Annotated in this window: 17 protein-coding genes; 8 read left to right on the forward strand and 9 right to left on the reverse strand. The window is 45.3% G+C overall.

Going from position 1 to position 21,685, the window contains the following annotated elements; translation table 11 throughout:
* The first annotated feature begins 1 nt into the window (after position 1).
* Together RE469_07995 and RE469_08000 are read left to right on the forward strand one after the other, a co-directional pair.
* Positions 2-6,367 (forward strand): glycosyltransferase family 39 protein, encoded by a 6,366-nt coding sequence (locus RE469_07995; protein WMT44137.1) that lies wholly within the window; start codon positions 2-4, stop codon positions 6,365-6,367.
* Complete coding sequence (locus RE469_08000) at positions 6,364-7,140, forward strand: CARDB domain-containing protein (protein WMT44138.1); 777 nt, start codon at positions 6,364-6,366, stop codon at positions 7,138-7,140. The genes RE469_07995 and RE469_08000 overlap by 4 nt, the downstream gene beginning before the upstream one ends.
* Before the next feature lie 28 nt (positions 7,141-7,168).
* Here RE469_08000 and RE469_08005 read toward each other — a convergent pair whose 3' ends face one another.
* Entirely contained in the window at positions 7,169-7,825 is a 657-nt protein-coding gene (locus tag RE469_08005) for a hypothetical protein (protein WMT44139.1), read from the reverse strand.
* A gap of 211 nt (positions 7,826-8,036) precedes the next feature.
* Between RE469_08005 and RE469_08010 the strand changes: the two genes are divergently transcribed.
* Complete coding sequence (locus tag RE469_08010) at positions 8,037-8,381, forward strand: rhodanese-like domain-containing protein (protein WMT44140.1); 345 nt, start codon at positions 8,037-8,039, stop codon at positions 8,379-8,381.
* A 3-nt stretch (positions 8,382-8,384) separates the two neighbouring features.
* On the opposite strand, the gene RE469_08015 is transcribed toward RE469_08010, so the two are convergent.
* The 4 genes from RE469_08015 to RE469_08030 form a co-directional block, all read right to left on the reverse strand.
* A complete protein-coding gene (locus RE469_08015; GenBank protein ID WMT44141.1) occupies positions 8,385-8,999 on the reverse strand; it encodes a class I SAM-dependent methyltransferase in 615 nt (204 codons plus the stop codon).
* A 69-nt stretch (positions 9,000-9,068) separates the two neighbouring features.
* On the reverse strand, positions 9,069-10,421 hold the full coding sequence (locus tag RE469_08020) for a DHH family phosphoesterase (protein ID WMT44142.1): 1,353 nt from the start codon (positions 10,419-10,421) through the stop codon (positions 9,069-9,071).
* A gap of 4 nt (positions 10,422-10,425) precedes the next feature.
* Positions 10,426-10,863: a 30S ribosomal protein S15 gene (locus tag RE469_08025; GenBank protein WMT44143.1), complete on the reverse strand. Its 438-nt coding sequence runs from the start codon at positions 10,861-10,863 to the stop codon at positions 10,426-10,428.
* A 110-nt stretch (positions 10,864-10,973) separates the two neighbouring features.
* The gene (locus RE469_08030) at positions 10,974-11,660 is read right to left on the reverse strand and encodes a 16S rRNA methyltransferase (protein WMT44144.1); all 687 of its coding nucleotides are present in this window, start codon (positions 11,658-11,660) and stop codon (positions 10,974-10,976) included.
* 42 nt (positions 11,661-11,702) lie between these two features.
* Here RE469_08030 and RE469_08035 point away from each other — a divergent pair, with 42 nt between their 5' ends.
* A complete protein-coding gene (locus RE469_08035; GenBank protein WMT44145.1) occupies positions 11,703-12,296 on the forward strand; it encodes a cob(I)yrinic acid a,c-diamide adenosyltransferase in 594 nt (197 codons plus the stop codon).
* A gap of 104 nt (positions 12,297-12,400) precedes the next feature.
* A complete protein-coding gene (locus RE469_08040; protein ID WMT44146.1) occupies positions 12,401-15,091 on the forward strand; it encodes an ATP-dependent DNA helicase in 2,691 nt (896 codons plus the stop codon).
* Here RE469_08040 and RE469_08045 read toward each other — a convergent pair.
* Positions 15,080-16,264, reverse strand: a complete 1,185-nt coding sequence (locus tag RE469_08045; protein ID WMT44147.1) for an MFS transporter — start codon at positions 16,262-16,264, stop codon at positions 15,080-15,082. The genes RE469_08040 and RE469_08045 overlap by 12 nt on opposite strands.
* A gap of 136 nt (positions 16,265-16,400) precedes the next feature.
* Between RE469_08045 and RE469_08050 the strand changes: the two genes are divergently transcribed.
* Entirely contained in the window at positions 16,401-17,033 is a 633-nt protein-coding gene (locus RE469_08050; protein ID WMT44148.1) for a transcriptional regulator, read from the forward strand.
* Positions 17,034-17,094: 61 nt separating this feature from the next.
* Here RE469_08050 and RE469_08055 read toward each other — a convergent pair whose 3' ends face one another.
* Complete coding sequence (locus tag RE469_08055; protein ID WMT44149.1) at positions 17,095-17,568, reverse strand: redoxin domain-containing protein; 474 nt, start codon at positions 17,566-17,568, stop codon at positions 17,095-17,097.
* A 374-nt stretch (positions 17,569-17,942) separates the two neighbouring features.
* Between RE469_08055 and RE469_08060 the strand changes: the two genes are divergently transcribed.
* A complete protein-coding gene (locus RE469_08060) occupies positions 17,943-18,599 on the forward strand; it encodes a diphthine--ammonia ligase (GenBank protein WMT44150.1) in 657 nt (218 codons plus the stop codon).
* On the opposite strand, the gene RE469_08065 is transcribed toward RE469_08060, so the two are convergent.
* The gene (locus RE469_08065; protein ID WMT44151.1) at positions 18,581-19,168 is read right to left on the reverse strand and encodes a hypothetical protein; all 588 of its coding nucleotides are present in this window, start codon (positions 19,166-19,168) and stop codon (positions 18,581-18,583) included. The genes RE469_08060 and RE469_08065 overlap by 19 nt on opposite strands.
* Positions 19,165-20,529: an adenylosuccinate lyase gene (gene purB / locus RE469_08070; protein WMT44152.1), complete on the reverse strand. Its 1,365-nt coding sequence runs from the start codon at positions 20,527-20,529 to the stop codon at positions 19,165-19,167. The genes RE469_08065 and purB overlap by 4 nt, the downstream gene beginning before the upstream one ends.
* 143 nt (positions 20,530-20,672) lie before the next feature.
* Between purB and RE469_08075 the strand changes: the two genes are divergently transcribed.
* On the forward strand, positions 20,673-21,644 hold the full coding sequence (locus tag RE469_08075) for a hypothetical protein (GenBank protein ID WMT44153.1): 972 nt from the start codon (positions 20,673-20,675) through the stop codon (positions 21,642-21,644).
* Positions 21,645-21,685 lie beyond the last annotated feature (41 nt).

A 21,685-nucleotide genomic window follows, 5' to 3' on the forward strand; every position in this document is an offset into this window, starting at 1 on the left:
AATGGAAACTCAGCTGGATCAGAATATCACTTTAAGGGCAAGGGTGGCAAAGCACACCGACTTTTTGGTTGTTGGAATACTGTTTGTATTCTATCTCTTCTTTGCCAACTACTTTGCCTGGGGACTAACATTTGTCAATGGCGGCGGGATCAGTACCCTTCCAACATCAGGAGGAAGCGATCCCTACTATAACTTCTACTTAATACTCCATTTTCTTTCCACCGGACACTGGCTGGTTCATGACCCTGCGCTGAACTTTCCATTCGGTTCAACCAACCCAAGGAATCCATTCTTCCACGTGATGTTGGTCTTCGTAGCTGAGGTGCTCTCCCCCATATTTGGGGCGAAAATGGCTGCTTTCTACGCTTTTGAGGAATTCGATGCCGTATTCGGTGCACTTCTCATAATCCCCGTGTACCTTGTTACCAAAGAACTTTTCGGTAAGAGGGCGGGTTACATATCCGCGTTCCTGTACACACTCATGCCAAGCAACCTTTCAGCTGGAATACTCTCTGGCGGCAGGATGCATACTCCGGAGCTCATCTTTGCGTTCTTCACCATATACTTCTTTGCCATGGCCATAAAATATTCTGGAAAGGGAAGAATACTGGAAAATCTGAAAGATTTCAGAACACTTCCATCCCGGCTCATGAATTTTTACCATGAAAACAGAAAATCGACCACATACGCCTTGCTGGCAGGCGCTTCACTTGGGGGACTCATGCTTGCGTGGCAGGGTTATGCCTATATTGAGGCCATCATACTGATATACATAGTAATCCAGCTCATAGCCAACCTTATTCTTAAGAGACCAACCGGGTACATAACATTCTATTTTGCTCTTTTTATCATACTTGGTTTTGCAATGGGAGCCTATTATTATCAGGCTATCGGAGAAGGCCCAGGATGGTACAATGCTGAATTGCTGATCGGGATACTCATAATACTTTTCTCAGCAGTTATAAACATAATTGGGAGAAGACCGTGGATACTCATTATTCCCATATTGATAGTAGTTGCAGCAGTGGGGATAGTAGGAATGGACTTTTTTGCTCCTTCTCTGTTCCACACACTCATAAGCGGTGACGGGTATTTCATCAAGACAAGAGTCTACTCTACCATAGCAGAGGCCCAGGCACCGGCATTGGGCTCGTATATCTCGGGATTTGGGGTTGCCCAGTTCATCTTTGGAATTGCAGGTATGATTTATGTGGTTTACCTCTATCTGAAGGAGCGTAAAGAAGAAGTGCTCTTCATAATGGTATTTTCACTTGTTTCAATTTACATGAGCTTTGCTGCCGCGCGTTTCAACATAACTGCGGCCCCTGCTTACGCCATTCTGGGTGGAGCCATCATAATGTACTTTGCAAAGATGGCCAGGGTAGACGACCTCAAGAACAGAAAGAATGTAGGATACGGGTCTGTGCGGAAATCAATCAAGGGAAATATAAAATGGGTGCAGGCCGCATTCGTAGTTATCATTGCACTGGTGCTTCTTGTCCCCTCAGGCCTTTCTATGGTTTCTGCGTCAGTTCCTGCCAACTCGGCTGCACAGGTCAACACACAGCTGGGCAGCGCAATTCCAGCCTTCTTGAAGGGAACCAATAACACAACTGTCTCCTTTGCTGGCGCACTTGGGGTGCCAATAGACAATGCAACTCAACCACTTGCTCTCTCTCTGGCATGGCTATCAAGCCAGGACACCAATCTTCCATTAACGGAAAAACCTGCCTACGTAAGTTGGTGGGATTATGGTTTCCAGGAACTTTATCAGGGACAGCATCCCACCGTAGCAGATGACTTCCAGCAGGGAATACCTCAAGCTGGCGAATTGCTAATGGCACAGAACCAGAGCCAGGATATTGCCCTTTTCATAGCCATTGATCTACAGGCTAACTTCCAGCAGAACGGTGACCATTTCAGCAGCAACATCACTAACACCCTGATTTCAACACTTGGAGTAAATGAGTACAGGATTATCCTCAATGCATCCAGGAATCCCGGAGCGTTCACTCAGACCGTTCTCTCCAGCCCTGCAGTTTATGGACAGTACATAAGCTCCATAACTTCTGCCAATGTTTATTACGCCTTTATGAAGGGCAACCTGTCGTACAATTTTCCAACAACCACCCTTGTTAACCTGTATCAGAGTGTAGAACAGGAAACAGGCTACAAAATTGGGTACATTCAGATCGATCATAATCTGTTCCCAAGCTCGGCAACAAATCCCGGAATATTTTACGCGCCAGCTTACCTCACATACACCCCGTCTTACACATCTACTGGCGGTGAGGTTATTCCCACAGAATACTACAATGTATACGCGACCACAACAAACGGGACTTTCCCGCTGAATCAGCTGTCCTCAACAGCAGTCCCGATTTCCTATAACATCCAATACACGCCGCAGTTTTACAACACTTCCATTTACAGATTCACAATAGGATATCCGCCGTCCGCCGTTAGCCAGACAAATGGAATTCCTGGTGTTGATTACGGGCAGTCTACCGATACTGTTATGCCGGCGTGGAATATGAGCAACTTCGAGATAGTATACGAGAACAGCCTTTACAACCCATACAAGAACTATCAGGCACATCCCAATGATTTCAAGGAAATACCCCTTCAGGAGGCATACAAGCTACAGAAGGAAAATAATGGCACTGTAATCATGTTCTCATCAGCATCGCAGATGCTCTCATACAGTGATCCAATAGTTGAATATTTCCCTGGTGCCATAGTACAGGGCAAGGTAACCACTCCTGATGGTGCTCCCGTTCCGGACGTAAGGGTGACAATTTTCGATCAGTATGGCATACCCCATCAAACAGTTCTGACAAACAGCAAGGGCGATTATTCATTAATGGCCGTTCCAGGCAACGATACACTTATTTATTCCACTGGCACCTTGAACCAGCAATATCTCATAGGCTCTAACAGCGTGGGAGATCGGACAATAACCGTATCCAACAGCCAGGCGGAAAGAACCACCACAGGCTACAATTCTACAACGGGTCTTCCGGATTACTATTTCACAGAAAACTTCAACGTCTCATCAAGCACCGTTTCGGGATCTGCCCATTATTCTTACCAGCAGGTAACAAATGTCACAAGTGGTGGCAGCAACGCCATAACATCAACTCCCATAAACACTGGTAATGTAATTCTTCGTAACTCCACATACAACCTGACCTACAATCTTACTATGAAGGATGGAAGTTGGTCCCTGAAAGATGTGCCTCCACTATCGTATGAAGCAAGTCTCTACACTGGTGGAAATTATTTTGCAAACGTGGAAATGGTTAATGTTACGCTGGGAAGCAATGTTGTATATAACATTCAGGTACCATTTGACGTGGCCTTTGTCAACACAACGGTTGCTGGAAAGCCTGTTACCGGAATGTCAGTGACGGCTACCACAAACAATGGTATGGTCTGGTCTTCAGAGGCATCCAACTCAACCGGCGTGGCAAAGCTGTTCGTCACTCCGGGAACTTACGATGTAAGGGTATATGGTAATTCCACAGGCTCGTATCCCGTGAAGGTAACGTTCAACAACTGGAATGAAAATACATCTGTTAATCTAACCCCTGAACCTGCGGCACTGGTGTCAGTGAACGTTGCTGATTCAACAGGAGATACGTCTGTGGTTTTATACCATGATGGCCAGCTTGCAAGTCCTTTAATAATGTCAAACTCAGGAAAGGAAACTTTCAGATCCATTGTACCGTATGGCACATACACCCTTTATGCGGTATCCGGAAACCTGTCATACCTGCGTACACTTCAGATTACTTCAAACACAACGATTACAGTTTCGTTGGTCCCATCAGGGAATCTTACCATAACATCACATATACATGGCGTATCTGCATATTCTGGATACTATGAGATTCTTTCAAGCTCAGTTCTCCTGGAGGACCAATTCCTCACCAATCACACATTTACCATGCTGGTACCACAGGGCTACTACACAGTATCCGGCCTTGGCACATACACCGGAAATACATTGTCAGGAATGGATCAGCTTAACACTGGACGGAGCACGTACGTGAATCTGTCGTTGCAGTACAATCTGTCAGTGACGGCTCTTCCTTTTATAAATTCCAACACTGCTACAGGATATTCAACATCATCATCAGCATTCAGCGGACTGGCAGTGCTGCAGTACGATAATGTGCCAATATCATTCCAGCCCATTAACTTGAAAGGCTATGCTCAACTCTTCTACCCTTCATATGCATCCGGAATGACAAATCTGAACTATTCCGGGGCATTCTTTGACAATTTCAGCGCTAAAGCTTCTTCGGGAACCGTCAACCTTCCGCTTACGCCGAGGACCATAGGATTCAGCGTCCAGGTTACGGGTAATAATTACCTGCCGTCCGACATAACCGCGTCGTTCGTTGGGAATAACGGCGTTTTCAACTACACTTCATCCACGGGATTCATGAATGTCAAGCTGCAGCCTTCCGTATATGTACTGAATATTTCCCAGAAGAATTATGAGATAGTTTCCGCGCCAGCATTCATGAGTGTGGTTACAGGCATGCCGTCTGCTGTATCAATTAATTCCTCAGCATATTCAGACATTGCAGTGCAGAATTCCACGGAAGTCTTCCTCTTCAATGCAAGCGGAGTCCCTGCAGACAATGTACAACATTTACTGGATGCCACCTACACTTTATACGCATTTAACTCAACGAGGGGCGTTTATTTATCGACGCTAAAGGTGAACGGGAACGCCCGGATTGAACCTGCTTTTACCAATTATTATACAGTTTCTCTAGCAAACTCCCTGGGAGCGACATCAGGGACTTACTACATCAGCGCAGATAATCTAAATATGTCGTTCCCGGCAGGAAACGTATCTCTTCCGGTAGGGACTTATTCTGTAAGCTATATACAGCGGGCATCAAATGATACAGGGTCATATCTAATAAATGGAACGTCATCTTTTGATCTTACAGGAAATATGATATTGAATCTTAAGGTAAGTCAGTCTGAGGTTTATTCCACACTTCGTGGGTACCTTACGTATGATGGGTCTTCTGCCCCATATGCTACTGTGATGATATTGAACTCCACAGGGAGTACCGTCGCTGAGGTTAACTCCAACTACCAGGGTTACTACAGCATGAGTGTTCCCAGTGGAAACTATACTGCTTACATACTTGACAATGCTACAGGATCCGGCTACTTCGGATCAGTTACTGTGCCTGGATTTGCTGATGTAGTTTACCAGAATGAAACTCTGGTGCCGGCTTTCAGGGAATATGTTACCGTGAACCTTGGTACATCCATAATAAACCACCTGGTCACGGCTTCAATCGGCACAGATGTGTATGCATTCAATTCAAGTGTTGGTAGCCTTATCCTTCCCCGTGGCAATTATACATTTTCCTCCACGCTTTCCAGCACTACCAATGCCTCCAACGGGACAGTAATCAGTGTAAGTTATTCTCAGTCTGAGACAATATACGTCAACTCTCCCGGATCATTGCAGATAAGCCTTCAGTTAGTAGTGTACCACGCCTTCAACCTGAAGCTTACTTCACCAACCCAGACCATAAGCCCTGGAGGAACAATGAATGGAAATGTAACGCTGACAAATCAGGGAAACTCGCTTGAAAATATCACGCTTAGTTCAGGAAGTTCCTCGTGGATAGTCAAATTCAACAAGAGTGGTGTGGATCTCAAGCCCGGCCAATCTGCGAATCTAAGCATGAATGCAACGCTTACGGGAAACATACCATACGGTAAAGAAAGTATACCTGTACTTCTCAAATATTCCGGAGGGAATACTACTGTGACGGTTCCTGTAAACATAGCGAAGGTATCTAACTACACTGTTGTACAGAATATATCATCAATGACAAACGGAACTGAGTTGTACCTTCCAATAACCATCAAAAATACCGGGAATTCCCCAATTGCGGTTAACCTGAGTATCAGCACAAACTCATCGGTCAGTAGCTCTCCAGCTGACTATGGTTGGTCTTCAGCCTTTGTCTATAACGGCACTTACATATCAAGAAATCTGTCAAGCACGGTCTACGCAAACATAACGGTGCCGTTTGGTCAGTCCAAGGTCATATACATAGTGCTTACACCGTCTTCAACATCAAACGTAATCAAAAGTTTCAGTTTCACGCTATCAACCAGAGGAGCAGATCACTATGAAAATATAACAGTCTCAGCAGCTACTCCGCCTCTATCGTCGGTTTCCCCATATCCTGTTGGACCCGGAGTCATAGGGAATTACACTGGCGATCCATATGAGAGTCTCATCATAGGTCTCGTTGTTATCGCAGTGGCCGTAGTTGCGGGAGTATTCGTGGCTGGATACAGGGGGCGCAAGAAATGAAGAAATATTTCTCACTCTTTGCCATTGTGTTGATGGCGCTTCTTGCATTTTCAGTGGTGGGAGTGTCGCATGCATCATATGTCCCGCCAATGACGCCATCAGTGACCATTCCAACATATGTGACAACAAACCAGAATTTCACCGTCTATGTCAACGACACAAACGGTTTTTCCAATTATACAGTTACTGTGTATCTCTCCGGCGAGAATCTTACTGGTGCAAGTCCAAGTTTCTCCTATCACAATTTCCAGGCATCAAATCCGGATTTCAGGGTTTCACTCAAAGCCCCTAGTGTGACACAGATACTGTATATCAACATAATATCCGGAGCAAACTTTGGGTCCAAATATGTCACCAGCCAGCAGAGTTTCAACGTTCACGTCATTGAACCCATTCACTTCTATGCAGTGGTGAGAAATACGGGCTTATCCGGCATACATAATCTGACCGTTGATTTCTCCGTAGACAACCAGTTCGTGGGAAGTACAGTGGCCACATTCGTTCCGGCCGGAGCTTCAGTGACAGTTAATTTCACCTACGTGAATCCGTACCTGACAAATGGAGAACATACGTTGACAGTGTCTGTGAACAACAAAGCAATAAGCGTGGATGGCTCTGCTGCCGTTTACACAACACATTTCTACTATGGAAAACCACCAAACTATAACTGGATCTATTACGTGGCCGCCATTGTTATTGCATTCATGATATTTCTGGCAATGACAGCAGGAAGGAGATCATCGGTACCGAACAGGCCAAAATGGAAAAAGTGAGTTCACAGATATGTTTTCATCAATAATCTTAAAGTGAGGTTCTGATCTGGTTTCTCAGGGTTTTGAACTCCTTTTCAAACATATTTTTTCTGCTAACATTGGTCCACTGGTGAGATAGCTCGTACCTGATGTCCACATTTGCAATTCTGGCAGCAGAAAGCGCATTATCATGAACCTTATGTGGAAAACTGGTATTCTTCTCGTCAACTATTGTAATTCTGAGGTTCAGGCTTTTCAGGCGGTCTATGATGTAATCACGATTCGGAGCATCCCCATTTCCAACTTTAATCTGAAGTTGACTAAAACAGTATGTGCTTACAATGGACCGGACTTCATCAGACAAATTTTCACGAACTGGGCATTCATAGGCCTCCATCATGACTCCATCAGCAAATACCGCAAGGCCCGGATACGGGCCAGGATCGATGCCTATTACAAGATTGTCAAATCTTTCCTTCATTAGAAGTTTAGCAAGGGAGGCTCTAAGGGCCTGAAGCGGGCTATCCCCCTTGAACTGGTTTGGCATGGAAAATTCATCCCTGGATGAACTTAACAGCACGCCAACATCTGACGGTACTTCATCATGCGCATTCAGGCTTACAAAAGGAAGCTGCCAGATCTTAAGCAACTCAATTACATCGTGGTAGAACTTGAAATCTGATGTAAGGACTCCTATTCGAGCCATTCACTTCATAATTCCTCATTCATTTAAATCTTTTGCATTCAGAATGCATGGATGCCATTAATATGGAAGTTGCAGATGATAAGGCGGGCGATTTTTGAAGTTGAAGCTTCTGGCAGCTGTCCATCTTTCAGAGCACATGACTTTCGGTAACTTTCGAATGTCCGGCTGAGACCGGCAATATGGATATATATTCTACCAGTATGGGATCATTATGGGTATAATGGATTATTTCAGAACACCAGACGGCTTGAAAGAATACGATCCCGAAGAATTTGAAAAAATGATGAGAGAGGGAAATCACAGAGTTATCGATGTGAGAACACCACCTGAATTTAGCAGGGGGCATATTCAGGGGTCTGAATTGAAACCTCTTGGCACCCTGAAGCAAAATCTGGCCAGTTTGGACAGGGATTCTTCCTATCTCCTGGTCTGTGCCACCGGGCACAGGAGCCGTGCTGCAGCGGCTGCTCTTCTCAGGAATGGAATTTCGAACGTTGGCCACCTTAAGGGAGGCATGAGGGCGTGGCATGGTTCTGGCAAGGCCACTGAAAAGTAATGACTAGTCTCTGCTGAAAGCTGCCATTATGTAGCCTCCGGATTCTACCAATTCAGGCTTCATGTTCAAGGTCTTTCCAATCTCAGTAAAATCACTTCTCTCCATGAGGTGCGACCTGACAAATCTTCTGTTGAAACTGCCATCATCCGTAATCTCAAAGATCAGAAACTTCCCGCCCTTGTTTACACGTTGCAGAATTTGTTCAACGCTTTCGGCCCTGTGTTTCCAGTGATGGAAGGAAATGCTGGTGTAGATAATGTCAAAATTCCGGTTTCCAGGTATATTACGGCTGCTGCCAGGGAGAAATGAAACACGATCGCACATGCCCATGCGCATACACTTCTTCATTGATATCCTCACCATTCCTGGTGATGGGTCTATGCCCATTCCTTTGGCGGTCATGTTATCCTTCATGATTCTAAGGAGAACGGTCCCCTGTCCGGACCCTATATCCAGTATGGAATCAAATTTCATTGATGCAACCTGTGACTCCACGAAATTGTAGAATCTACGGAGGGTCGGTACCGTGTTTACGATCCCGTAAAAGGCAGACGAGAAGAGACCAAACTTCTCTTCCCCTGGCAAATACAGGTTACCTTCATTTCTTTCTTCACCCATTGAATTCTTCCTGTTGCTTCAGTTTAACCTGAATAAAAAACCTATTGTTATTGACCGGAATTCGTCGTTCTAATTTTGATCTTTGAAGAGATGATTGAGCTGATCTCCAACTATCCTGTTGGCTACTTCCACAAACTGCTTTTCTTTCCCTCTGGGGATCACGGCACCAGCAGCAATGTCATGCCCACCTCCGGACCCACCAACTGCTTCAGCACTCTCCTTCATCACAAGTGAAAGATTAAGCCCCCGTTCCACCTGTCTTCTTGATCCTCTTGATGAAACCTTGGTATCGCCCGTCCCAACGTTGAATCCTATGAGGGGTTTGTCCTGCTTCAGCATGTAAAGCATGAGAATCCCACTTATGGCCCCGGCCATCTCAGACTCAGGAGCATAGAAGTATCGAACGTTTGTATCTTCGAATATTTCCTTGTATGCCCTGTAGGCGTACTCTATGAGTTTTGTCTTGAAAATCTTCCAGTTATCTATCATATCGTTGCGGAAGCTATCGTCACCAAGAAAATACACAACCGGGACAGAATTCATTCCAACCTTGGCGTTACCGTCCACAATTGAACTGATTTCCTTGGAGCTGAAATCGCTGCCGGGAAATTTCAGGATGTCGCTTTCAACATACTTAATTGCTTCCGGGCCGGCGTTCTGGGAAAGCAGTTTCCACGACAGGTACTCTGCCAGTAATCTTTTCTCATCGTCAGTAAGATCAAATATATTCCTGCTGCCGTCTATGGAAAGTTTCTGCAGTTCGGATTTCACATTTTCAGGCTTTCCTGAAAGATCAAAGAAGAATGGATCTGTGGAATAAGTAATACCCTCCTGCAGGGTCTGCCCTTCAAGATTCAATGTGTGTTCAGGTTTCAGGCCTTTGCCGTAATGTTCCATTATTGTTCTGTTCAGCCCGCGAAAACCGCCGATATCCTGTTTGTCCGCTATGGCTCCTGATACCATGAAAGGCAGGAGATCAGCATTTGCCTCTTCAATGGCAAGTGCCATCAGGAAAGCCATTGTGGCACCACACGCCTCTCTGGTCCCATCTACGCCATAATTTCGTGCGTTGATATTGAGGCCCTTAAACTGGCTTTCCCGGAAGAAATGGTGGTCAAGAATAACCACGTTCTCATATTCACTAATTGATCCTGCCTGATCAGAACCGGCATCGGTGATCACAGTAAAGATATCCTTAGCTTCCTCAAACCTTTCCCTGAATTTGGTCCCATCAAGGCTTTTTATAAACCCAATATGGAATTTTATGTTCTTTCGGCGCAGTGCTTTAGCAAGAATTATGGCAGCACTGCCTCCATCCCCATCGTAATGGGCAAGAAGTCGTACATAATCGTTTTTGAGTATCCTGCCAGCACCCTCCTGAAGGATGCTGTAGAATTTTTCATCCACTATATCCTTAAGCATTTATTCATAGTACCTTTGCCAGGTTCCATTCCGGTGCCAGTTTGCCCTCTCTCTTGTAGTACTTTACCATCCTGAGTATCTTGGACATTATGAGCATCTGGCCTCTCTTGTTACTGAAATCCTTGGAATTGAGCTCCATATGCTTTGAGACATTCTGATATCTCCTTATGAGATTCATCAGGTCTTCGGGAACAGGATCAGTTAGACCTGCCTCACCGAGCACCTGGCCAAGCTTCCTGCCAAGGACGGCCTTTGCCCCAGGAATACCATATTCGTCTCTTAGCCTTATTCCTATCATCGAGGGAGAAGTGCCTGACTTTTTCATGTCTACTATCATTTTCGTTATTTCATCGTTCGAAAACTGAATCCAGTTGGGTTTCTGGTTGCTGTATATCTTTCTGGACTTTGATTTTCCTCTTTTTCTGGTATGCATTCGTGCCATTTTGATCCTAACCTTTGAGTCTTCCTTTATCTTTACCGTATTAATTTATTTTTTTGTTGTTCTGCTCCTTTAAAAAAACTTTGAAGCAATAAAGTGGTAAGCTTTATTGTTCAGACGAAACCATAGTTTCTCTCGTACTGGCATATGCATTCCATGGCCACAGACCAGATGCTGAGCTCACCAGGATATATGGAAATCCCTGATCCAAGGGAATAGACGTCAGAAATGAAGTCCCCCTGAGAAAAACCTCCAATAATTACAGACTGGTCTCCGGCGCCATGAAAAACGTCAGCAATTTTCCCAGGAATTCCTCTCGGAGAAAGCAGGATCTGATTTCCTTCTGTCATATTGAGGGCATCTTTCCAGTTCCCGTCTGTAACCTTCATAAGAGTTTCAGACTGAGGTCCGATTGCCCGTTTGTCAAACAGATCTTCCATAAGGCCCACAAATCTGTTATATGATTTGGGAAGCCTGATGGAAGGGTTAATTTCTATAATCTGGTTGTTCCTGGTGTGTATTATGACCCTGAGCCCTGACTTCTTGTTCAGTATTGATTCGAGCGAGGTCATCAGCAGGTGAAAGATTATGTCTGGCCTGCCTCTTCGGTTTGATTCACCAGGAAAATAACGTTCAATAGCTGAATGCATGAAATTGCTATCCAGAAGCATTTTGGAAGCAAGTTTTCCTCTCTTCTTGGCCTGGATTCTAATTGAATAGTCATCCTTCATAATATCCGGTACGGTTTCCAGTTCAGCATCTATGACCACCAGTGAAAGCATTGACCATAATCTGAACATGATTAATATGTGCTTGCTGCATCAAGTCGAAAGGTGAAGAAAGTGGCAGTCAAGCTGAATAAAGGGCTCGTGGAGGTATATACAGGAAATGGAAAGGGGAAAACAACTGCTGCATTTGGACTTGCCTTCAGGGCACTTGGATGGGGCTTGAGAGTTTACGTAATCCAGTTCATGAAGCTTGGCACATATGGCGAGAACAGACTGGCAACCAAAATTGATGACAACCTTGTGGTGGAATATGTGGGAATGCCGTATTTCATAGCATGGGAGGAAGATATTCCTGCTGAGGACAGGAAGAGGATCAGGAATGTAGTCATCAGGCCACGGGGCAACCCTCCCGAGGAATATGTGGAAAAAACCATGAAAGCTTTCAGAACAATGAAGGATCAGGTCTATGGCGGAAACTGGGATGTTGTAATAATGGACGAGATCAATGTTGCAGTTTATTATAATCTGCTACCTCTGCAGGAGGTCCTTGACTTTATAGATAACAGACCAATCCACACTGAAATAGTCCTGACTGGAAGGAAAATGCCTGATCAGATAATTGAAAGAGCGGACCTCATAACAGATATGAGGGAAGTAAAACATCCCTATGCTGCAGGCGTTCCTGCCAGAAAGGGCATAGATTACTGACGGATCTGGGAGGCAATCAGTGGAAGCGGAAAAGCCACAGGATTCTTAGCAGCATTGCCATATGCCGCAGGTTAATTATTTAAGGTCCGGCATTATGTATTTCAATGCTTCTTCCACCGGACACTGATGTACTGGTCGTTGCAAACCCCGGAACAGGAAAGACATGGGAAATTGCAGACACTGTTATTGGCCTGCTGAAGAACGGTGTGCCGGGCCAGAGGATCGCCTGCCTTACATTCACAAACAGGGCAGCCAGAGAGATGTTTGATAGGATAATGCAGATGGCTGCTGGTGATACCTCACTTCTACAATCCATCTATTCAATGGATATAGGCACCATGCACAGCCTGGCATTCAGAATGGATGAGGAGAGCACTCCTGACGATCTTGTTTCAAATTCACTTCTCCGTTTCTTAATTTTCAGGAAACTCAGGGAGCTGAAGACATTCAACTATTCAGATGATTATGTGAAATCAGATATTGTGCCACGGTTCGAAAACATGATCAGGTACATCAAGAGCTTCGGGATTTATCCACAGGACATAAACTCGGAGAAGGTTCTTGAAATTATAAGGGACAAGCTGGTGGACCAGGAAGATGATCAGATCGGGGTGGATGGCTATGAACGCCTTCTGCATGATTTCACCGAAATTTACGCATTCTATGAAGATTACAAGAAAGGACACAGAATGGTTGATTACAATGACATCCTGCACAATTACCTGATCCAGATAGATGCTCCGGTGAAGGATTATGTTCTTGTGGACGAGTTTCAGGACTTAAGCAGGGAACAGGTTTCGCTTGCAGAGAGAATCGCAACAAGGAGATTCTTTGTGGGGGACAGGAAGCAGTCCATATTCGGATTCCAGGGGGGAAGTTTGTCCCAGTTCAACGAATTCATTTCCCGGCAGGGCTACAGCAAAGTGACGAAGAAAATCAACAGGAGAAGCACCAACAATATTCTGAACTATTCATCAAGGCTACTGGAATCAAGGATTTCAGATGGCTCAATTTCCAGCGAACTTCAGGGTTTCCATAATCCAGAGAAGGGAGACGGCGAGAAGGTTACGGTAATTACTGCCGATGAGCCAGAAAGCGCTGCAGTTAATGCACTTACCGATATGCTTAACAGAGGAATTACAGGAGATTACGCAATTATTGTCAGGACAAACACACAGCTTGCAAGGATCCACAAACTTCTTTCCAGCACTGGACTGCAGTTCTCCTCAACACTAACCAAGGGTCGGCCATCGGACCAATTGAATGAGGTAATGTCCTTCTTAAGGGGTATTCTCCTGCCCGGCAGAGATTATCTTAAGAGGGCCCTTTTCACACCATTTTCAGGACTTTCATTTCACGAGGCTGTGGAAATCTCAGAGAAACTTCATAACAGTCAGGACGAAGCCATCATTCCGTCCCGCATCTCAGACCTGCGTGGAATGAATACTGGCATAGAGGTTGTGCGTACAGCACTGGATCAGGTCATAATCCCCATATCGGTTTCACTGGGACAGGAGTACTTCTCTGCTGCCTCTTCCATTTATTCTGCTTCCGCTGACTATCTGAACAACGTCACCGAATTCCAGCCGGAGGATTATCTGGATTTCCTGGACATGTCTGTTCTCGATCAGGAGGAAGACCTGAAGAAATCTCAAATCAATATACTGACTGTGCACAAGGCCAAAGGACAGGAGTTCCATAATGTAATTTACATTCCTTCACACACAAACGGGAGGTTGAAGTTCCTGGATCTGCTGTCATATGCCATTGTATCAAGCATTACCGGGATAGATGTGGAATCTGACCTTCGTGACGAACCCTACAGGATTGACTACGTCGCAATGACGCGGGCAAGGGAGAGGCTCATTGTTGTTACAGATCGCAGAACATGGAAGGAATTTTACCTGGATGATAAAATATGCCAGATTGTGGAGAATCATACGCAATCAGATTTTAGTCTTGTTAGAAAATATGATGCGGCATATTCCATGTTCGTCAATGGAAGGACAGAGGACGCAGCTAAAATAATAAGAGAAGACAGGGACTGGATCAGGAGGAGAATCTCACAGTATTTTTCAAATCTTACTGAACTTTCACCCTCACTGGTAAAGCTGGCAGCATCGCCGTGGGACTTCCTGCATGAAAACATTCTGGGAATAAGGGAGCAGAGGCAGAGTGCTGCCACCGGCATCGAATTTCATCGCCTTGCTGAACAATACACAACTGGCAGGGTCAATGCCAGCGAAATTCCGGATGCATTATCCGGAATGATAGGAGCAATTGATCAGATCATCGCCAGTATGCCGGGTAAATATGCCAGAAAGCCGTGGAAAACAGAGACAAGATTTTCAATTCCGCTCAGGGAGTTTCTTGTCATGGATCATATACCGCCTGACATGATCATGAAGGGAACTATCGATGCGATTTTTTCTGCTCAGGACGGGAGTTCCCACCTTATCCTGGATTACAAGACGAGTAGGGATATAAAGAGCGAATACTGGCAGCAGATATGGTCATACTGCAGGCTTTTTTCAGCTTCAACGGGCACAGATCCTGCCAGCATCCAGGGAGCCATAGCCTATGTGAATCTCAGGGGACCGGTTAATTCCGGGACGCCTGAATCCGAACTTATCATTAGGGAATTCAGTGATCTGAACAGGCAGTCCAGGACAGTGACGGAAGGAATACTGAAGGTGTTGCAGTTCCGGGAAGATCCGGAAATGTTCATTCAGTTACTTCTTTCCAGGAAGCCCCAGCGTGACCTTGACATGCGCCTTGCCGGTTTACTGGACTGACGATTCCTTTTCTGGCAACCGCAGGTTTTCCATCTGAATGGTGACAGATCTCCGAAGTGCCGTTCCTGCAAGGACTGCAATCAGAACTATTGATCCCGTAATTATCATGAGCATCCGGACGCCAATCAGTTCAATGGTCAATATGTAGAGAACCAGTAAAGATATTCTGGCTGCGACCGTCAGAATGTACACATTTCCATTGAAGCGCCCGATCTCCTCCGCAGGAACATTCCTCATTACAAGTGTATTTCTTGATATCCTATTGCCAGCATTTCCTGTGCCATGGCTGGCCTGAAAGAGGAAGAATATTGCAATAATTGGAAACATGGGCATAAGGAGGCTTCCTGCTACATAGATCAGCGAAAACATCATGGCGGACCTGAATTCTCCCATTTTCTTAATTGACAAAGGAGCCAAAATGCCTGCTGTAACTGCGGACAGAGCATAAATTATTTCGGATTCAGCAAGAGTCCCTGGCGTACCATTGAGTAGTTGAGCTATGAAGATTGGTTTAAGATAATTGCCTGAGACTACAGCAACATAGGGCATGTTAAAAAGGAATATGAACAGGGCCGCGCTCCATCTCATTTTCCGGCTTGTTGAAATACCGGCACTGGGTGAACTTCGGGCAGGAAACTGTAAGCACACATTACGGACATATGCAAGCGGAAGCAATAACAGCACCCCGGCTGCACCGCTGGCCAGAAGAATGTATGGAAATGGCACAACGTTCCAGAGTATTGTGGAAAGTAACGCTCCCATGATGACGGGCGTCTGCCCCAGTACCTCTGAAAGCCCATTGTAATTTCCGGCATCCCTGCTCCTTATCATGGACTGCGCCATTGAAGCATAGACCTGGTATGAAACTGTATAATAAATTTCAATGATGAGGAGCATCACTAGAAGTATTACTTCATAGTGCCCCATCAGGAAAATCTCAAATCCGGCTGCCAGAGTGGAGATGGAGAATACCGCCTGATTGATCGTCTGTATTTTTTTTCGGTTAAACCGGTCAATGGCCCTGGACAGGTACGGCTGTATTAAGAGTTCGGCAACAAGCGACAGGATCATTGCAGAACCGAAAGCCGCCAGGAACGATCTGTTGTCGGCGAGCCTGAAAATTACATCGATATCCGCAGGCACAGGTGCGATGATGCTTGCAAACCTTGCCATGGATAGGTTTCGAAATTGACTGCCATCATTCATTGTGAACGTCGGATCAGTCTGGAGGCAATAATAAAGAAAACAATTTGTAAAGTTTATAAATTAAATATGATAAAATTTAATTGCCTGAATGCACTGGCAGATTATGCAGGAATATCCCACCGAAACGAGGTTGATCCTTGTTCTGAAGGAAAAAGGGCAGAGAAGCCTCCAGGATCTATCCCACGACCTTGGAATCTCAAAAATGGGAGTGCTGAATCACATAAAACACCTTGAATCCAGGGGGCTTGTGAGAAGAATCCAGAAGAAAGGACGCGTGGGAAGGCCGTACTATCTATTCGCTGTTACGGAGGATTCCAAAGAGAATCTGGCAAATTCAAACGCCTGGATGCTGCAGAATCTGGTCAGCTACCTGAAAGAAACCGGGCATTCAGACCTTATGGAGCAGTTTCTCAGGGACAGGTATGAACAGATAAGAATTGATTATGAGAAGAGGCTGAGTCATCTTGGTAAAGACCAGAAAATCCAGGAACTGGTAAGGATGAGGGAAGACGAGAGTTATTTTCCTGTCCTCAGGGATATGGGCCACGACTCATTTGATCTGCAGGAATTCAACTGCCCCATATATCAGATCTCCAGATATTTTGGAATTGCCTGCAATCTGGAAACCAGCTTGTTTTCATCTGTTCTGGACATGGACGTGGAATCGACTCACAGACAGGTTGATGGCCATGGCGTCTGCAGATTCCTCATACGGCCACATGCTCATAGGGAATGATACTAAAATTGTAATAAACCAGAAGCTGAAAATGGCAAAAAATATAATGAATCTTCAGTAATCAGTTCAGCTTTTCAACTTCCTTCTTTATTGCTTCGAAGTCCGGAAGGTTGCCGGCATTTTCAGTTACCCATTTATATTTCACGACTCCATCCTTGCCTATGAGAAATACCGCCCTCTTTGACGCGTGAAATCCCGGTATGTTAAGGAAACTGTCGTAAAGTACGCCGTACTTCTTGCTAACTTCCGTTGTGATGTCACTGAGAAGCTCAAAGTTCAGTTTATTGGCCTTTGCAAATTCCGATTGGGCAAATGGGGTGTCTGTGCTGACTCCTATGACCTTTGCCTTGAGGTTGTTGAAGCTTGCCATGGAATCACGGAAGGTGCACATTTCCTGGGTGCAGACAGAAGTGAATGCTCCAGGGAAGAACGCAAGCACCACGTTCTGCCCTTTGTAATCTGACAGCTTCTTTTCCTTCAGCGACGCATCAAGCAGTTTGAATTCCGGTGCCTTTTCTCCGACATTTACTGACATATAACTTCTACCTCTCAATACATACCATGCACATTGCATCACTTTTGATAATGCAATTCATACGCCCTTTCAGGGCACACATGGTGTTCAAATCATTGCACCAAGACATATAAAGACTTCTAAATTTTGAGCAGGACAAAGGACTTTGTGCAACCCCCTGATTATGCACCTTAAGAAATGCCATTTCCAATCATTTGCTGATTCATGATACGGAACGATCCCTGTGATCCCCGGATAATGTCACAACGCAAAATTGTGTCTTATTCCCGGGAATCTCAGTTCATCTGTATGATAAATGGAGCCAGTGGTGAATTGACCACCTGGAGAGGGAGTGTGTCGCAATAGCATAAATACCATTTTACGATTCACCCGTGTTGAAATCAGTATGGCTTCTTTCCGGAGGAAAGGACTCTTTTCTTGCTGCCGAGACTGCACGGGATCAGGGACATGAGATAGGCTTAGCCTTAACTGTAATACCAGAGGAATTCTCATTGATGTATCATTACCCGAACGCATCAAAAGCTGAACTTGTGGCCGGAATGCGTGGAACTCCATGGATGAGTGTTTCCGAAGACAGGTTAGCTTCCACTCTAACCGATCTCAGGAAGCAAGGTTATGATGAACTGATCTCTGGGGCCATTGCCTCGGAGTACCAGAAGACACGTCTGGAAAAATTATGCACTGAAATAGGAATGGTATCATTCACGCCGCTCTGGCACAAAGATCAGTCAGACATAATCAGGGAGCTTATACTGAGGGGAATAGGCGCAATTATTGTTTCCGTGTCAGCAGAGGGCTTCACTGAAAAAGATATAGGAAGATCCATAGATGATGATTTCCTCAGGGATCTGGAGAGCAGGAACAAGCGCTATGGGATTAACATAGCCGGGGAAGGTGGGGAATATGAAAGCTTTGTGCATTCTGCATATGGATGCAGCATAAGCATCAGCCGGTCCCACAAGATATGGGAAGGTTCCCATGGATACCTTATCATAGACGACACTGAGCTTGTTCAGTCAAGGGTGGTCTGAATCCTGTCCTGATCAGCAGGCGAGAAACGTTTCAGATCCATTGAGATATAGATGATCTCCCTGAGTATTCTCATTAATCTGGACAGGTCCCTGGTCTCTGGCTCCATCATTGTGTTGGACTGCGGTATCTTTATTCCCTGGTCGCCCAGTTTCTCGATCATTTCCATTTTTTTTGGAGACATTACCTTCCTGTAATCCCTTGCTGGATCCACGTTGCAACGCTCCAGCTCCCTGGCAAATATGGGTCTGTTGAACAGGTAGTTAAGCACGAGGAGTGCGTCACCCCCCGAATCTTCACTCCCTGTTCTTGTTACTGCCAGGCCAACAAGATCATAGATATCGCGGCTTCCGTTCTGGTTGATTGAATAAATCCTTGAAGGTTTTATCTCCTTCTCACGCAGGAAACCGGAATCCACCATTGCCTTGAGATACCCCGTAAGGACCAGGCGATGTAGAGATCTCCCCTTTTCCTCAAGAGATTTCTGGAGCCCTGATATTGACTTTTCCTCGGTGGTGAGGTCGGAGATAATATCGTCCTTCAGCAGCCTTTCAGTATGAAGAGAGTTCATGTGTTTCCACCATCCTTTCCAGCACTGATAATGAGGGTTTCCTCGAGTACCCTTTCGCATATCCTGGAGGCACTTCCAGTGAATGTTCTGGGGTCGGCAAGTCCCTTCTCAACACCCCGGGGAAGCCTTTTAAGGTAGCCCCCATCCTTGAGTGTCTTCAATAGCGACGAATGTGTTGCGTGTGCCCTCATGGCAGCCTCCCTCACCAGTTCATGCGCCTCCTGGCGTGGAACCCCTGCCCTGGTCATTTCCGAAACCAGCCTTTCGGAAAGGACAAAATCATCATCCATGAGATTCTGCAGCATCCTCTCAGGAAAGACAAGCAGAGTTTCAAGAATCTCGGCCATCTTAACCATTGCATGGTCCGAAAGGATGCATACGTATGGAATTATGAACCTTTCTGCAGCACTGTTTGTAAGGTCACGTTCATGCCAGGTGACAGCCCCCTCGTATTCAGGTATTATGAAACTCCGGACAAGACGCGAGATACTGCAAACGTTCTCGGAATTGATTGGGTTGACCTTGCTGGGCATTGAGCTCGATCCAACCTGCTTTTCCATATCAAAAAATTCAGAAACCTCACCAATCTCTGGTCTCTGCAGGTTCCTGATCTCTGTGGCAACCTTCTCAAGCGAAGTCACTATGCCATTGATGACAGACAAGAACTCGATGTACCTGTCTCTATTGACAACCTGAGATGATGCGCTTTCCGGAGCAAGCCCAAGCAACTCCATAACCCGGTCCTGAATTTCAAGTGCTGCGTCTCCAAGGGCTGCGCCTGTTCCAACTGGTCCCATTATCTTACCGGCAAGTATCCTCTTTCTTGTTTCTTTCACTCTTATAACGTGCCGGTTCATCTCTGAGAGATAAACAGCCATCTTCAGTCCGAATGTGATTGGACTGGCGTGTTGCCCGTGGGTTCTTCCAAGCATTACTGAATCCTTGTGCTTCCTTACAAGTGAGGACATAGCATTCTGAATCCTTGAAAGATCATCCTGGAGGTAAGCATAGAACTCCTGTATCTGCAGGGCTGTTGCTGTATCTATTATATCGTTGGAAGTGACTCCAAAATGGACATAGCTTGCACCTTCATGGCATTTCTCGGTGAGTGCCTTCACCATTGCCATAATATCATGCTTTATTTCAGCCTCTATTTCCCTGACTCTCTGCACTTTAACAGCGTTGGAATCCACAACATTCACTATGTCAATGTAAGCTTCTCTGGGAATCAGGTTATGCTCTGATTCTGCCTGGGCCAGGAATTTTTCAACTTTCAGCATATGGCGAAGCTTTGACTCCTCAGAAAATATGGATTTTACGGCATCTCTGCCATATCTGTATTCTATGGGTGATATCGACACATGGGTTTATTGGCATGATGTCCTAAAAACTTTCCAGAGGAGTGATCTGGTGGCTGATAAATCCAAACGTATTGGCATGAAACTTTTCCGTACAGATTGACTCTGCAGATAATTAATTAAGGCACAAGTACAATCACATGGTGTTGAAAGTTCCCAGATTTGCCAGAATAAAGCCTGATGGTCAGGATAATGCAGTTGCTGAGATCATAGGGACGATCCTTCTCATAGCAGTTGTTATAGTTGCATTTACTGGATTTCTTGCATGGTATATCCCAACCACAACAGCATCCAATGAAAGCAGTTTCCAGATCAGTGAAAGAACCGCGTTTTCTGACCTGGTTTCCCAGATGCACTCTCCGCAGTCAGGAAACGGATCAACCATAACAGAGACAATTCCAATGGGAATAGGCGGAGCTCCTCCATTTGAGCCTGCAACAGACACTTCCTTGTCCATATATTCATCCGGGGCATCATACTATTCTCAGCTTTCAGTGAATTTCTCATATACGGTCACGAATTCATCGGCTTCCAGGACTGTATATGTGCAGCAAAATATCACAACAGCAGGGGAGGTTCAATCCGGAAGCCAGATGCAGTACATAACTGCGATAAATTATATAATAGAAGATGGAGCACTCCTGGAATCCTATGGATCATCACAACCAGCCTCGTTCCTTGGACCGCTGCCAATTACTGTGACACCATCGACCCTTGGAATGGATATTTTCGGCATATCCGGGCACAACGAAACATTTTCCGGCACCAGTCCGGCAACTCTCTCCTTCATGATCTCCAATGGGCCGCAGATTTCACTTTCCAACAATAGCCTTTCAGTTTATTCCGGGCAGATTGTCGCAGTGTCAAACATAACGCTGCATTCCATGTCTTACAGTATAAACAGTACTTTCTATGAAGCATGGAACCATGCTCTGTACGTGCAGTTCAACAATTCACTTGCCAGTTATGCCTTCACCAGCAGTCTCTCTTCATGGAATTTTACCGGAGTGAATATGGCTGCGGGCGTTGCCAGCGGGGCTGTCCATATTTATCTGGTCAAGTCTGTGCATCTACAGTCATTGAATATCAGGGAAATTGGGCTTATACAGACAATATGATTGTTATACCTGATAAATTGTCATCTGTCTAAAATATTACC

This window comes from Cuniculiplasma divulgatum, assembly GCA_031200235.1.
Lineage (GTDB): Archaea > Thermoplasmatota > Thermoplasmata > Thermoplasmatales > Thermoplasmataceae > UBA509.

Coding starts and splice junctions, on each gene's coding strand:
- RE469_08045 (WMT44147.1), bottom strand. CDS start 16,264: ATGGCAAGGTTTGCAAGCATCATCGCACCTGTGCCTGCGGATATCGAT.
- RE469_08010 (WMT44140.1), top strand. CDS start 8,037: ATGGGTATAATGGATTATTTCAGAACACCAGACGGCTTGAAAGAATAC.
- RE469_08030 (WMT44144.1), bottom strand. CDS start 11,660: ATGTTCAGATTATGGTCAATGCTTTCACTGGTGGTCATAGATGCTGAA.
- RE469_08050 (WMT44148.1), top strand. CDS start 16,401: ATGCAGGAATATCCCACCGAAACGAGGTTGATCCTTGTTCTGAAGGAA.
- RE469_08005 (WMT44139.1), bottom strand. CDS start 7,825: ATGGCTCGAATAGGAGTCCTTACATCAGATTTCAAGTTCTACCACGAT.
- RE469_07995 (WMT44137.1), top strand. CDS start 2: ATGGAAACTCAGCTGGATCAGAATATCACTTTAAGGGCAAGGGTGGCA.
- RE469_08020 (WMT44142.1), bottom strand. CDS start 10,421: ATGCTTAAGGATATAGTGGATGAAAAATTCTACAGCATCCTTCAGGAG.
- RE469_08055 (WMT44149.1), bottom strand. CDS start 17,568: ATGTCAGTAAATGTCGGAGAAAAGGCACCGGAATTCAAACTGCTTGAT.
- RE469_08040 (WMT44146.1), top strand. CDS start 12,401: ATGCTTCTTCCACCGGACACTGATGTACTGGTCGTTGCAAACCCCGGA.
- RE469_08065 (WMT44151.1), bottom strand. CDS start 19,168: ATGAACTCTCTTCATACTGAAAGGCTGCTGAAGGACGATATTATCTCC.
- RE469_08025 (WMT44143.1), bottom strand. CDS start 10,863: ATGGCACGAATGCATACCAGAAAAAGAGGAAAATCAAAGTCCAGAAAG.
- RE469_08015 (WMT44141.1), bottom strand. CDS start 8,999: ATGGGTGAAGAAAGAAATGAAGGTAACCTGTATTTGCCAGGGGAAGAG.
- RE469_08000 (WMT44138.1), top strand. CDS start 6,364: ATGAAGAAATATTTCTCACTCTTTGCCATTGTGTTGATGGCGCTTCTT.